This is a genomic window from Bacteroidota bacterium (assembly GCA_030706565.1).
Classification (GTDB): Bacteria; Bacteroidota; Bacteroidia; order Bacteroidales; family JAUZOH01; genus JAUZOH01.
Window position 1 is genome coordinate 1 of the sequence record JAUZOH010000001.1, and the last position, 14,462, is coordinate 14,462.

Here is a 14,462-nt window from a genome sequence, read left to right on the forward strand (position 1 = left end):
TGGAAAGATTGATTTTTCAAAGGACCTTTATCATCGACATTCCCTTGAGTTAACATAAAATCAAGAATTTTACCCCGATCATTGATAATCAGGTGAAGTTTGAAACCAAAAAACCAGCCGACAGAACAATGCCCCTTAGTTAAGAGAGAAGCTAGGAATAGTGTGCAATCACTATTAAAATAACACACACAATTAGTACGATTGAAGTAAGTGTAGATAAGTACAACTTTAAGAAGTAGGATGGAGATGGAATCTAAGCTATTTCCTTTTTAGAACCACAAATAGAGTTTTCTCAATTTAAAAAAATAAAAACATGATGATATTTTTACATGAGTGTAAAAGTCATTTACCTGTTACCCCGAGTATTTATCCGTACTTTTATATTAAGGAAACTTATTGATAATAATTAAAATAAAGAATTTTGAATAATACTTTCCTTATTTATATCTTAGTACCATAAAAATATACAAGACAGGAGTTAAGGATGACAAAACAGGATCTGGTAAACAAAATCTCACAGGATACTGGCATAGATAAAAATTCAGTACTACAAATTGTGGAAGCTTTGATGGAAACCAATTAAGGTTTCCATGGCTAACGATCAAAACATTTATCTGAGAGGGTTTGGAAGTTTCATTGTTAAAAAACGGGCCAGGAAAATAGGACGGAATATGACCAAAAACATTCCCCTGATTGTCCCTGAGCATTTTATCCCTGCCTTTAAGCCTTCGAGGAAATTTATGGATCAAATTAAAACGAAAAAGATCTGATCTTTTTCGTCTTAAACAACCGATAATAACTTCTTTGTGCTTGTTTTTTCTATTTACTCTAGTGATGATCGACCTGAGGATGTATATTTTGTATTCTTGCATCCTTGTTTTTTCACAGTTTTCTTGCTATTTTCTCTCTGAAATAAATGCCTGTATTGTGAATTCCAGCGTTACCGTATATCCCATTTCCCCCGATATTAATACTGGCCCAATGGTCGAATGCTACCTTTGCTAACATTTACAATAGCTCCAGGCCGTATTTTTATTATTTTTCTGAATCCGAACTTATATATTTGTATCATTTTAAGTTAATAAGATGCAAAGATAGTGAATGTGTTTTAGTGCGGAAATATTTCCACTTCGTAATTTTGGGTGTTACACAGTAAAATATTTGACTTTTTGTTGCATAGTTGAGCAACAGTTTGTATCTTTGTAGCATGGAAAAGCAACGTGGAATTCTGACATACGGAGGGTTCTTTGAGGCTTTCATGGAAACATTGACCGATAAGGAGCAGCAAAAGATACAATATGGGTTACTGATGCTGAAAACACAGGAAAGACTGTCGGTGAGATATGTAAAGCTGATACGGGACGGCCTGTATGAGCTTCGTACGGAATATAAGGGTAACCTGTACCGTGTGTTTTTTATTTTCGACAAGGGGAACATTGTAGTATTATTCAACGGATTTCAAAAAAAGACACAGAAAACACCAAATAACGAAATAGAAAAAGCATTAAAAATAAAAGACGAATATTATGCACGAAAATAATCATCAAATAGTGGATTATGATGTAGTATTGGATGCTAGATTCGGTAAACCTGGCACTCCGTCACGCATTGAGGCAGAGGAAAAAGCTTATACTTTCTATACAGGGCAAATTATAGAGGATGCCCGTAAAAAAGCCAAGATCACACAGGCAGAACTTGCACGCCGTTTAGGTTGTAACCGCTCTTACATATCACGAGTGGAGCATGGTGAAACTGAGCCAAAGATATCGACCTTTTATCGTATAATGAACGCTTTAGGTTGTAATATCGAGTATTCGATGAACTTGTAAGGTTTTTACATTTTATTCCTGCCTTTAAGCCCTCAAAGAAATTTATGGATCAAATTAAGACGAAAAAGATCTAACCTTTTAGAAAATTTAGATGCTTCATCAAAGAAGGAAGGCAGCCATCAGGCTGCCCTTCACTCCCATTACCCTTGTTTGTCGCTGGCAGGTCGTCATCCCTGGCGGAGCCCGCTTCCATACTCGAAGGGTAATCAAATTTACAAAATATTTATGTAGTAATCAATCTTTTAGTTTATTTTTAATCCATTAGCACCGGTATTTTGTAGATCAAATCTTTATCTATGGTAAACAAGAAATTTCTTCCGCCTTCGGTTTCTTTCATCTCAAATTTTAACCTTTTATTATCCGGGACGGTAAATTTACTGGTGACAATTACGATATCCTTGGTTTGCTTTGCCACCAAGCGGTCAAAATTATTTAAGGTGAACACGGGTTCTATATTGCTGGATTGAAGGGTTGCTGACCGGATTTTCCTTTTACCCTGGATGGTTAAGTTGAAATAATCTACATCGTAGTTTATATTTGAATTGTTGTTTACCTTGAAATGGAAATACAAGCGGTCTTTGTACACGAATACATTGGTTAGGGATACAAATACATTTTTCTCCATTTCATCTACGTTATAGATGTCTTGTTTCTTGGTCAGTACCTGTTTACAGGCCTGTTCTATATCTTCCTTTTCCTTCCGTTCCCTTAAAATGGAATCATTTCTTATGATCTCTCCTTCGTTTTTTCCTTCCTGTTTAACCAATAACCCACTTCCGGCTGGTATATTGTAAATTAACGTATCGCTGTTAGGGGCATATTGAAGCAAAAAACTGTATATCGTTTCATCTTTTGTTTTCACCACCAGGCTAGTTTCCTGGAAACCTTCCGTTTTTGTGGCCAGTTTAACCATGTTTTCTTCTTTTTTCCAGAGTATGTCTTCCAGCCCAACGTCCACATATTTGACTTCCGAACTGAAAATAATGTGAACGGTCTTGTTAAATGAAAGGTAAATTTTCCTGGGCATGGTTTGCCCAAAGGAGCTTATGCCAATTATTAAGGCCAGGAAAAACAGGAATGTTTTTTTCATTTTGTTGCCCTAAGGATTAATTTATAGTTTTCTGTTAATACTGCCGTATTTTCATCTATTGCTTTTCTTCCCGTAGTTATGGGGACGCTTACAAAGGGGGTATTGATCTTGACCTGTCCCAGGGCATTGTTTGCTTCTTCTTTGACTGCATCATGCAGGATCAGATCCGGCACATCTACTCCTTCCAAGCCATCGCCATAGTCGTAGGCTACAAAATTTACAGGGTATAGTTTCCCGGTATATCCAATCGAGGGTACGCGGATATTTACCCTTTGGCTGCCCATGCTTACAATCCCGGATATGAAGGTATTTCTGGGGATTTTTACTCCATCTATGATAAATTCCTGAATGGCCCTCATTTTTACGGTTGAGCCGTTTTTCACTTTTTGCTGGTTGTGTATAACAACCATAACATCAGACGATGTGTGGGTTTCTTCGTTTACCTGCACAGTTTGATCCTGGGAATCGTTAAAATTATTTCTATACCTGGCCTGGCTTTTTACAGGGGTTTGAATCAATACCCGTTTTTCCATGGGGCGTATATCCGCATTTTTCTTTATAGTAGGAGGCTTATGATCATTTGTTGTCTTTGACTTTTCTTGTTTGGTCTTTGGACTTTTTAAATCCTGGGATTTTTCTTTTATCTCCTCTTTCTTTATTTCATTTTTATCACTTTCCCCAATATTATTGTTGCTTCCTGCTTTTTCCTTATCCTCAAAAAGCTTGCTCATGTCCACGTTGATGTCCTCTTTTACCTGAATTTTGATGCTTTCTTCATCCACCATTTTTTTCATGTTGTTGGATATTTTTCCGGTATCCTGGTTTAAAATTTCAACGCTTGCCGTATTAATATCATTCCCGTTATTTTTATCTTTTTTCTTTCCTGGAAACACAAAAAATGCCATTAAAATGATCATTCCGGCCACGATGACCAGGAAGATTATCCCGAATGTATTTTGTCTTTTCTGTACCATTTTTTATTCTTTTATTTCTTTAAAATCGCTTTGGGTCAGATTTTCTAATACAAAGCCGTGAGGGTTGGTGGCAAAAGTTTCTGATACCCTTTTTAAATAGAATTCTATGGTTACCTGAAATTTTTCGCATTGCATCTCTTCCCTCATGTTGATCTGAATGGGCACCCGACAAAAGTAAGGTTCCCGGCTTAGGTCTATTTGTATGTCTTTGTGGTTTACGATGGCTTCCTGCCTGATTCCCAGGCGGATGATGTCGCTGTACCAGCCTTTTTTCTGAAATCTTAAGTATAGTTCCTTTACTGATTTGTCCCCTATCCACAGGGCATTGTTGATGTGGTCTTCTACATTCCACTTGTCAAAATCATAAAAGTTTGAGATAAAATACAGGATTTGGTTTTTGGCTTCTATCTCCTCTGCCTGCCTGGCACTTATAAAGCTCATCTTCCTGGGTGTCCCGTCTGCATCCAGGATAGGCCTGTTGGTTTCCAGCAGGGATTTGGTTTTATATACAAAAATCGTGTAGGAAACGATCATTACCCCCATCAGCAAAATCATCCCGATCACCACATAGTCTTTTAGCCTGTTGTTCTTGGTGATATCGTTGTATTCATCAAGTAAATGCTTCATATTATTCTCCCTGAGTGTTTGCAAATAGTTTGATCAATAAATTTAAAGACCCTTTGATAATCCCTATTTTCACGATGATCCCGACTAAACTGACCATGGTGGTTGCTGCCGTTACGGAAAAAGAGGTAAAATTGGAATTCGTGTAGCATTCGTTTGTGACCACATCCATAAAGGTATTGGCCGCATATATCGGGATGATCCAAAGGAAATAGATGGCATAATACCTTAACCAATTGTAAATGGCATTGTGCCATTTATCGTAGATGCTAAATACCACCGCAATGGGGCCCAGCAATTTTAACGCGAACAACATAAAGGCCCTGATCATCAGGGAGGCCATATAAACAAAGGTCCCGAAAAAATCTCCTATCCATCCGAATATTTTGATCAATACGGAACCGGGATGTTTTATAAACTGGACCAACTGGCTGGTGTTTGACGCGATATAGTCATCCGAATACTGGTCGGCATCCAGCTTCAAACCGTCATATTTGTCTTCCACCGTATCCTTCAGGTTATTTCTGGTTTGCCTGAGCTTTGCCTTTAAGTCCCCTTCCGGGGTAATATTCCTTTGTATATAGGTGTCTCCTTCTTTTAGTACGTTTTCTACCCCATCCATGAAGTAATTATAACTTCCAAGTATGGCGCAAAGGACAAAGGGCCGGATAATATCCCTGGGACTGAAGATCTCATTTGCATTTTTTGCTTTCAGGTACTTGGACAGGAGTTGTACCACAACAAATATGATGGCCGCACCTTTGATGAAAGCCAGGGTGAATTCCACAAAAGTGTAATGGTTTATTTTATCCATTATCGTTGTGACGAACGAAAATGCATCATTCATGTCTTCCTGTCTTAATTGAACATCTTGTATGCCCGGGTCGATTCTCTTTCTTCATTGGTTGTCTTGGCTTCAAAATACTGGATCTTCATGACCGTTTGCTGGAAAGATAAGCGTTTGTCCATGTCTTTCAGTTCCCTTATGCGGTCTGCATCGCCCATGCTGAATTTCCCCGGAGTAAGTATATCCTTTACGGTTGAGATTATTCCTTCTGCACCCTGAACCACGATCAATAACTGGTCGTTTAGCCTTTTTAATTCTTCAGGGCTTAAGCTCTTTAGTTTTTGTGCTTTTACACTGATTTCATATTGCTCTTTTATTAAATCAACCTGGCGTTGGTAAACCTTTTTGGTCCAAATTGCAGTTTCCAGGCTGGCATTGATCGTTTTTAATAATTTTTCAGCTTTTTGCAAATACGTTATTGTGGTGGTCAGGGAGGTTACCATGGAACTTGTATTGGCGACTGTCTGTCCTTCCATGATCGTAGTTTTCACCAGCTGGGCATTATTCACCGGGTCATATACCACCGAGGCCCCTGCTTGTGGCAAAGCAGTTCTGCCGTTTGTGAGGAACAGGATGATGGATAAAAGCATCATTTTAATGGCTTTCATGTTCAATCATTTTTTTAATTGATGATTCAAAATTTCCTGTTTTTTGATATTCTTCAAACAGGGGTTTCTTTTGGTCTTTATCGCTGACATAAGCCCAATACACTTCACGGGGTACTTCAAGGCGGTAACAGTTCATCTTTTTCCCCAACTTGATGGCAAACTCCGTGTAGGGCGGTTTCCCCTTCTGGTTGGAACGTAAGGAAAGCAACTGCGATACATCGTGATCCGACAATTTCAGGCGGTGTTTTAAACTCTCCAATCCTTTGTCTTGTTCAAAAATAAAGAAGGTATGGGTATTGTTTAGGATGGCTTTTCCTATGGTGTCGTCCGGAATATTGTCTATCGTTTGAAGTATTAGGCCCATCCCGCCTTCATATTTTCTCACGGTCTGGGCTATATAGTCCATTGCCGTGATCATGCTCTGGTACTTTAACAGCTTTGCCGCTTCTTCATATACCAGTACTTTTTTGTTTTCACTGTTTTTCCAGATTTTGTTATCAATGGTATCCCTGATCATCAGGAACATGATCGGTAAGATGGTGGGATTGTTCAAGGCTTCGGACAATTCATAAAAGACAATGCCTTTTTCTCCCCCTCGGTCAAAAAGGCCGCTGTCGGCATAGAGGAAATCATATATCCCGGTCACATACTCATTGCATACATGCAAAAACTCATCCCTGTTGAAAAATTCAGGATTGATTTCCAAACGGTCCAATATCCTTTCCTCTTTTTTAACATAGTTGTAAAAGGAAGGAAAAGAATATCTTTCCTGGCAGTTCAGGTAATAATCCGAAATGATTGAATTCATGGATACCCTGACGGTATCCTCCGGTTTTTTTTCTTTGAGCCAATGAATGAAGACAAAATCTGAGAGGGTCTCTATTTTGGCAGCGGTCAGCCCTTCCTTTGAGGAAAGTAAAAAGGGGTTGATCCCAAAGGGCTCACCTTCCTTATACCGGATATATTGAACCTTGTCCTTGTACAGGGTCGCGATACCTTCATTGGAGTCTCCGATATCACAGAGGATCAACGAATAATTTTGTTCTATGTAGGTCCGGTACATGTGGGTTGTAAAAAAGGATTTTCCCCCTCCTGTCTCTGCGATCACGGCAAAGTTCCTGGCAAGGATCTGCTTGGTTGCATAAGGTTTCTCCCACAAGTCTTTCAGGATGGGGGTATTGTTTACCCGGTCATTTAACAGAATCCCCTTTTCATCATGTTCATAATTCCCCACCAGCTGTGTAAAGACCAAGGCCTGGTTGATGTCTGTCATATACGTTTCTCCCTTGGGCATAAATGAGGCATTGCCGGGGATGGAGCTTAAAAAATAGTGGGCATGGTCTATATAGATGGGCGAATAAGGGATCAGGTCCAGTTCGGAAAAGGCAGTGGTGATCTCTTTTTCTATCTTGTTCAGGCCTTCTGTTGTGTTTGCAAAGGTAAACACGTTGTAATGTGCCCTGCAGAGCCTTATATTTTCATTTTCGGCCATTTCTTCGAGGTAGCCGTCTATCGTTTTAAAATTGTGCTCGTTTTCCTTGGAAAATTTTGAAAAGGTCCGAAATTCCTGGTCTGTCTTTTCTATTTCGATTTTAAGCCTATGGTGGTCCTCTTTAAAGATGAACTGGTTAATTACATGGTTGCACTTTAGTTCCAGCCCCAGGGAGTGCGTAAAGGCCTTATAATAGATATACCGGTCTGTGGATATCTTGCCGTCCTTTTTGCAGCTGTATATTTTCTCAGGCAAATTGTCCTGGTTACAGATCGCGTAACAGTTATAGTAATTACTGCCTATTTTGAAGGGTTCGAAGTTGATATCTGTCAGTTTGCCGGGCTGATACCCGACCAAAAAATTAAAAATAATATCCTTGATCGTGTATTCATCCAAGGGGCTCACCTTAAATTGCCTGGAGGTGTTTAAGGTGGCTATTGCTTTGTCTACTTCCTTTTGAAAACTAATGATCTTTTCAAGATCTTCCCGGATAATCCGGTTTTTATTACTAAAAACACTTAAGGAGAAATTCTTTTGGAGGCTTTCCAGTCCCGGCAAAATCACATACATGAAGCAAGTATGCTCCAGGTATTTTTTCCCTTCATAATATTCCTGGGTGGCTTTCTGCAGAAATGTGAAACCCGGCAGGGATGCCTTCTCTATTGTTTTTTCAAGATATACATTTTGAATATGGATGATGGTGTTTGAGGGCAAAGTCTTAATAAACCTGTACAGTTCCGTCTGCATCATTTCGTAATCATTTTCAGACGGGCTGTATATCTCAGGCAGTTGCATACTGAAATACAGGACGATATCCCCATTGCGGTTCAATACACAATTGCCATCTATTTTATAGATGTTGTACAAGTCTTTAATATCAATAATCATCGAAACGGCTTAAAAGAATTTATTTTTATTGAGACCTTATCACCATAAAATTTTTTGCTGAAGGCATTCATCTTTTTCTCTGTTACCTGTGATAACACGATATAGGAAAACAGGTCAAGGATAGTGATCAGGATGACCTTGGTCAGCGAAATCCCTGAGAATAATGAAAAGGCAGAGAAGAAAAGTATGGCGAAAAAGATTATAAAATTTACCACCGGCAAATTGTAAACCAGGGGTTTTCTTTCTATAGCCCTTCTGGTTTTATATTCTTTTATCATTATACAATAAGTGCCTTAACCGCTTCGGCAATACCCAATACAAAGGCCGGGTAAACAGCCATTTTCACGCAGGAGAAAAATGCTTCTTTGGCATATTCACCCCCTTTAATAAAATCAGAATATTTTAAGATGCCGGTTACCACAAATACGACGAAAACCAGGGCGATCAATGCCGGCCGTATGTACTGTGTATACATGCTGTTTAGGGTGGTTTCGAACGAACCCGCTGCAAATGCCATTGCGGTGGCATAAGCCATCATCAGGACCAATGATAAAAGTTTTTTCTTGTTCATGGAGGTAATATTTAATTGGTTAAGGAATTGCTGCTCACTAAAGTCAATTATCTATTATCCGGGTCTTGCAGAGCATTATAAAATTCTGCAATCCTGTACATTTCTCTAATTGTGAAAGTTTGTGATTTTAATTTTCGGTCTAATGTGGCCTTTGAAAGCCTGATATGTTCATACAAGGCTTTCTTTTGCATGCCGTAAGCTTCGATAATCCAGGGTATTTTCTTTTGAAGTTCTTCAAAGTCCGATATTATCTTGGTTTCTAATATCATTGAAGGATTTTTTTTGAATTTTGACCTCTTATATATAAATATACAAAAGTTTCATAAAAACACCATAAAAGATAGATATTTAATACCTTAAAAATATATTTAACCCTTGACTCTTATTGAGAGAAGGCTAAGCAAAATCCAAGGGATTGGGAGGATCATAAAAAAACATTTTTTATGAATGTACTTTAAAATAGGTGATTATTAAATTCTACTTATCCTGTGAATTAAGGGTTAAAAATTAGCAACTATTTTACCCTAAATGTTTTTTTCTTATTCCTTTTTATTCTCCACGTATTGCCTGAGGATATTCAATAAAATCCAATGATTTTACTATTAGGTGCGAATGCCTTTTCCAATAATCAAATTGCAGTATGTGTGATTTTTTGCCTATTCCTGGATGTATCAGGTTTTCTTTTTTACTTCGATTTTAAACGGAAGCAGTTTCCAGTCTCAGAAATTTCTGGATATTTTGCTAAAAAATGCAGAGAACAACCCTTTAATCAATCATTTGTCTGAAAACACAGTTGACTTGCGGCCAGGTTTAATATTTAAAAAAATTACTTTGTTTGAATAAAAAAATCTACCTTTAAGTCTGAGAATAATCTTAAAAAGATTTATTCTGATGCAATAAAACAAATGAAAGCAGTCAAAAATAAGATAAATCAATTTACTACAAAATGTTAACGCCTATAGATAAGGCCGATATAACAGCAATTATGCAGTTACAGAGATGTTACCAGCAAGTGTAAAGACACGCTGCTACCAATTTTGATAAATTATAAACTAAATATGACTAAATAATCTAACAGAAATCCCATGAAAATTAATTATGACATAAAAGCATGGAAAGGGAAACAGCCGGTAAAAGTATTGGAAGATAAACTTGATGATTATAAAAAAGAAGTATTAACTAATTTGAATTTAATCCAATATGAAAATGTGTTTGACTATGATTACACCGAAATATCAATTCAAACAGGTCCTTTTGCTGGAATTGATAAAAGAATAAAAATAGAAGAATCATTTCAATCATTTATTTGGATTTGGTCTTATTGCCTAATGACATTATATGATGAAGGTGTTGCAAAACCAAGATTGAAGATTACAAACTCTAAATCAAAGATTAAACAAGCTTTTGATTTATTAGATTATGGATATACATTACTTGACAATTTCCAGAATTGGGATTTAAAGCTTCCAAACCCTCAAGAATATGATATATCTGATTCTTATTATATAGAAAAGGCAAATGGCGTTTACATTTTCGCCATGAATGAATTATATCTGCATGAAATTGGACATATCCATAATGGAGATATTGATAAACTTATAAATCATAATACTGGTAGGTATATTATAGATTTAGCTGAAAGGAAATCTTTTGAATATAATGCAGACAAATTTGCTTTTGAAAAGTTAGTAATTGGTATAAAAAATCCAATTTATAACAAAACAATTGAGTTTGGAATAATCTCTGGCTTCTCAGCTCTCATTATGATTCAAACTACATTGAAAGACTATTCAGGTATGTATCCAGATGCAGATGAAAGATACAAAATAGCGATAGAATCTCTGAATATTCATGAAGAAGATAATCTATGGGGAATTGCTTGTTTGGCATGGAAACTATGGAGTAATAAAAATTCAAGAGATTTAGATTGGGCAGTAGAATACGACACCTACAAAGAATTATTTCAAGCAACAATTGTAAAAGTAAACGATTTTAAGTAAAATAAAATAACACCAGCTGGTAACACGCGGTCATAAAACATTGGGGTTTAAGTGGTATGCCAAGCTCATCCCTCGCTGGCAAGGTTCTTATCGGTTGATAGATTCGCAGCTCCGAATTCCCCAACGTTTCATACCACCAACCGTTGTGTGTAATGCAAAAAAAGACAGTACATGAAATTTAAAACCCAACATTTAAGAAATATTATAGATGCTAACAATGATAATCGATTAGCAATTTTTATTGGAGCTGGAGTTTCAAAAAATTCTGAAACGAAAGGACTAAAACTACCAACATGGCAAGATTTAATTGATGATTTGAAGAAGGATTTAGAATTAACTAGTGAGACTGACTTTTTAAAAATAGCACAACTTTATTATCTTGAATTTAAAGAGTATTCATATCTTAAAAAACTAAAAAAATATTTCCCTGATAGCATAAGACCTTCTTCAATACACAAACAAATATTTGATTTAAATCCTCAAGTAATTATTACAACAAATTGGGATACAATTCTTGAGAAAACAATAGAAGAAAATGCATATATCTATGATGTAATTCGTTGTGATGAAGATTTAGTTAAATCCACTATTCAAAAGAAAGTGATTAAAATGCATGGGGATTTTAAAAATCACAATATAGTTTTCAAAGAAGATGATTACTTGAATTATCAATATAATTTTCCATTAATCGAAAATTACGTAAAAAGCATTTTGTCTACTCATACGGTACTTTTTCTTGGTTATTCATATAATGATATTGATTTCAAACAAATAATGAAGTGGTTGCAAAATTATTCAAAAGTACAACCGCCTAGATATCTAACTGTCTTTTATGAAAATTCAACCCAAAATAAGTATTTAGAAAATCATGGAATAACCACATTTGTGCTTGATGAACCCAATGGTTCAATGAATCTTCAAAGCGACTATACTGAGAATACAAAGTATTTCTTAGACTTGATAAAAAATGATGAAAGAATAAACTTCTTAAAAACAGAGAATGACATTATCAATTTTGTTTTCAATAAATTAAAGGTGCTTTCTGAACTAAATGGTATTTTAATTGAACAAATACAAACCTCATTGACTAATTGTGGTTTTCTGTATGATGATAGCAATAAAACAATATTGGAATTCCGAGATAAAATACTCACATATGACTTAAATAAAGAAAAGAGAAATATTTATAAGGAATTTGTAAAAATACTAAATAAGCAAAACGATAAAGAATTATCAAACAAGACTCTGTATAGTATTTTTGAAATTTTAAGTAAAGCTAATATTCAAGGAATTGTTATCACCGAAGACGACTTATCAACAAGGCAAAAGAAATATATAGTTCTTGATGACTATTTAACAAATAAAGAATTTAATCTTGAATCAAAGTATCTTGATTTCAATTTTTTAATTGAGGACAAATCAACAAATGATATTTATGAATTGCTTCAAAAATCATTCATTTTATATCAGCTTGAAGATTATGAAAAAGCTTATGAGATTGTTGAAAAAACAATAATACAGTGTTTAAAACAGAAAAATTACACTGTTTTATTTATTTCAATGTTTAATAAAAATGTTCTTCTCTGGAATTTGAAATATGGCTTTTTCCAAAATAGAAAAGCATATGAAAACATTGAAGAATATAACTTAGAAGAAAAGTTTAATCAGCTTCCAAAAGACTTACAAAAAGCTCTTAAGCCAATTTATAACTTTTTAAACTCTTGTTATTTGTACAAATTTGCGTACAGAATATCAGAAGAATTAAATAAAAAAGAGGAATCTAAAAAAACTATCAAATCTGGCGGTTTTGTTTTAAACTCTAATATTACTGAATCTTCTTCAAAACATAAAAATCTAATTTTATTTGTACTTCGTAATGGAATAATTTTAGAAGGAAGAAGCGAATTTCAAAGTATCAATAAATATTTTCTGAAAATTTCTATTATAAGACAGGTTCAAAATAAAGCGACTACATTTAATGAAATAGAGTTTTTTTCAGCGATAAAATATTTGTCAAATAAAGAATTAAAGCATCTACTATCTGATTTTTTCAAGTATGATTCTGAACAAAAGGGAAAATTTGAAATTTCAGAAGAAAATAAAGATTGGTTAATTAATAGGGTATTAATAAATCTTATAAATAGATATATAAATTCCGATAATGCGTTTAACACATTTGAAAAATACTTAGAGAATACAATCTTCTTACTTTCATTAACAAAACTATCAGATGATGAAATTTCAAAAATTTTAGAAAGCTTTAATATCATTATCGATAAAGCTAAAAATACAATTGGAATTTACGAATCAATAAATCTTTTCTTGGAAAACCAATATAATCTTCATAGTACATCCATTAATGAGAGTTCATTACTTAATTTGATAAAATCCATAATTAATAAATTTGTAAGCAAGCAATATAATGGATATGATTTTCATGCTATTACACGCAATGAAATTTCGAATTTATATGGTTATGCAAGAGAACAAAAAGCAATTTTTAAAGAAAAAGCATTGATTAATAAATTAATTGATGCATCAAAAGAACTACCAATAGAAGAACAATTAAATATTTCAGAATCTCTTCTTCTTAGTATTTATGATATTTCTACTGATGAAATTAAGACAAAAATTAAAGAATATATTTTGAGCATAAAATCAAGTGAAACAAAAGAAAAACATGATTATTTAATATTTGAGCTCATCTTAATTATTCGTGATTTTAAAAATTTAGAAACATCTTTAATCAAAGAGCTTGAAGAATATTTTGAACCATATAAAGACTCAAAGTCATTTTCTTCAATTTGGTATTCAATAGATGGTCAAATAGATTATTTAATAAAAGAAAAGCAACTAACTCAGCTCAAAGAAGTTTCTTCAACGATAAAAACGTTAATAGAAAACTTTAAGAAAAGTGAAAGATTTTCAATATTTTAATGTGAAAGAAAGCACTACACACAATAAATAGGACTCTGAGCGGTCTGCAAGACCCAGCGATGAGTCTGTGTTGGACTACAAACGCCGGGCGATGGGCTATGTACTTAATGAGGTTTTTTGATATTTTTTAAAGGCAGGCTAATTAACCGTTCTTTGAAGTTTTGTAAATTTTGCAGGGTTCGGAACTATCTGCAATCTGCAAAAATAGAATTATAAAAAAACAATGTTTTTCTTTGCTTTTTCTTCGCTATAAGACATAGCTTTCCCAGTTATGCCGTCAGCGTAAAAAAAGAGTTATTAATTAAGAATGTTGCAACACTTATTCAGGAAATAATCATCCGGAGATCGTATCCGGGGAAGTTCCCTTACGATAACCATTCGTCCTGTTTTGCATGCCGGGCAAAGGCAGGGATTTATGCCGGTCAGCCGTTCAAATCGTTGCAGGCCGGTTTCATTTGTCTTTTCCTTTTGCATTATTATGGTCTCGATGCCTAGTTTGTCTTCAGGAACAAACTGCAAGTTAAGGTTTCATTTTGAACTATGGTTGTAAATGCCATTTTATAAACAACTTTTTCAAAATCAGGAACAAGCACGATGGCCTA

The 14,462-nt window shown here is 35.0% G+C and carries 14 protein-coding genes and 2 pseudogenes; 5 read left to right on the forward strand and 11 right to left on the reverse strand.

Annotated features, from left to right (window positions below):
• Positions 1–149: pseudogene (locus Q8907_00005) on the reverse strand (transposase).
• A 335-nt stretch (positions 150–484) separates the two neighbouring features.
• Here Q8907_00005 and Q8907_00010 point away from each other — a divergent pair.
• From Q8907_00010 to Q8907_00020, 3 genes and pseudogenes are all read left to right on the forward strand, one after another.
• Positions 485–770: pseudogene (locus Q8907_00010) on the forward strand (HU family DNA-binding protein).
• A 437-nt stretch (positions 771–1,207) separates the two neighbouring features.
• The gene (locus Q8907_00015; protein ID MDP4272646.1) at positions 1,208–1,540 is read left to right on the forward strand and encodes a type II toxin-antitoxin system RelE/ParE family toxin; all 333 of its coding nucleotides are present in this window, start codon (positions 1,208–1,210) and stop codon (positions 1,538–1,540) included.
• Complete coding sequence (locus tag Q8907_00020) at positions 1,527–1,829, forward strand: helix-turn-helix transcriptional regulator (GenBank protein ID MDP4272647.1); 303 nt, start codon at positions 1,527–1,529, stop codon at positions 1,827–1,829. The genes Q8907_00015 and Q8907_00020 overlap by 14 nt, the downstream gene beginning before the upstream one ends.
• Positions 1,830–2,082: 253 nt before the next feature.
• On the opposite strand, the gene traN is transcribed toward Q8907_00020, so the two are convergent.
• Genes traN through Q8907_00065 form a run of 9 tightly spaced genes read right to left on the reverse strand, consistent with a single transcriptional unit; the run spans position 2,083 to position 9,192 of the window.
• Complete coding sequence (gene traN, locus Q8907_00025) at positions 2,083–2,919, reverse strand: conjugative transposon protein TraN (protein ID MDP4272648.1); 837 nt, start codon at positions 2,917–2,919, stop codon at positions 2,083–2,085.
• Positions 2,916–3,893, reverse strand: a complete 978-nt coding sequence (traM, locus tag Q8907_00030) for a conjugative transposon protein TraM (GenBank protein ID MDP4272649.1) — start codon at positions 3,891–3,893, stop codon at positions 2,916–2,918. Before traM ends, traN begins: the two co-directional genes overlap by 4 nt.
• A 3-nt stretch (positions 3,894–3,896) precedes the next feature.
• A complete protein-coding gene (locus tag Q8907_00035; GenBank protein MDP4272650.1) occupies positions 3,897–4,520 on the reverse strand; it encodes a hypothetical protein in 624 nt (207 codons plus the stop codon).
• A gap of 1 nt (position 4,521) precedes the next feature.
• Complete coding sequence (locus Q8907_00040; GenBank protein ID MDP4272651.1) at positions 4,522–5,364, reverse strand: type IV secretion system protein; 843 nt, start codon at positions 5,362–5,364, stop codon at positions 4,522–4,524.
• A gap of 11 nt (positions 5,365–5,375) precedes the next feature.
• On the reverse strand, positions 5,376–5,972 hold the full coding sequence (locus Q8907_00045; GenBank protein MDP4272652.1) for a hypothetical protein: 597 nt from the start codon (positions 5,970–5,972) through the stop codon (positions 5,376–5,378).
• Entirely contained in the window at positions 5,959–8,352 is a 2,394-nt protein-coding gene (locus Q8907_00050; protein MDP4272653.1) for a TraG family conjugative transposon ATPase, read from the reverse strand. Before Q8907_00050 ends, Q8907_00045 begins: the two co-directional genes overlap by 14 nt.
• Positions 8,349–8,630, reverse strand: a complete 282-nt coding sequence (locus Q8907_00055) for a hypothetical protein (protein ID MDP4272654.1) — start codon at positions 8,628–8,630, stop codon at positions 8,349–8,351. Before Q8907_00055 ends, Q8907_00050 begins: the two co-directional genes overlap by 4 nt.
• Positions 8,630–8,923, reverse strand: coding sequence for a hypothetical protein (locus tag Q8907_00060; protein MDP4272655.1), 294 nt, complete (start codon positions 8,921–8,923; stop codon positions 8,630–8,632). The genes Q8907_00055 and Q8907_00060 overlap by 1 nt, the downstream gene beginning before the upstream one ends.
• Positions 8,924–8,970: 47 nt before the next feature.
• On the reverse strand, positions 8,971–9,192 hold the full coding sequence (locus Q8907_00065; GenBank protein MDP4272656.1) for a hypothetical protein: 222 nt from the start codon (positions 9,190–9,192) through the stop codon (positions 8,971–8,973).
• Positions 9,193–10,008: 816 nt separating this feature from the next.
• Between Q8907_00065 and Q8907_00070 the strand changes: the two genes are divergently transcribed.
• On the forward strand, positions 10,009–10,923 hold the full coding sequence (locus Q8907_00070; GenBank protein MDP4272657.1) for a hypothetical protein: 915 nt from the start codon (positions 10,009–10,011) through the stop codon (positions 10,921–10,923).
• A gap of 171 nt (positions 10,924–11,094) precedes the next feature.
• Positions 11,095–13,860 carry an SIR2 family protein gene (locus Q8907_00075; GenBank protein ID MDP4272658.1) on the forward strand — a complete coding sequence of 922 codons (2,766 nt, stop codon included), beginning with the start codon at positions 11,095–11,097 and terminating at the stop codon, positions 13,858–13,860.
• 297 nt (positions 13,861–14,157) lie between these two features.
• On the opposite strand, the gene Q8907_00080 is transcribed toward Q8907_00075, so the two are convergent.
• The gene (locus Q8907_00080) at positions 14,158–14,379 is read right to left on the reverse strand and encodes a hypothetical protein (protein MDP4272659.1); all 222 of its coding nucleotides are present in this window, start codon (positions 14,377–14,379) and stop codon (positions 14,158–14,160) included.
• Between the last annotated feature and the right edge of the window lie 83 nt (positions 14,380–14,462).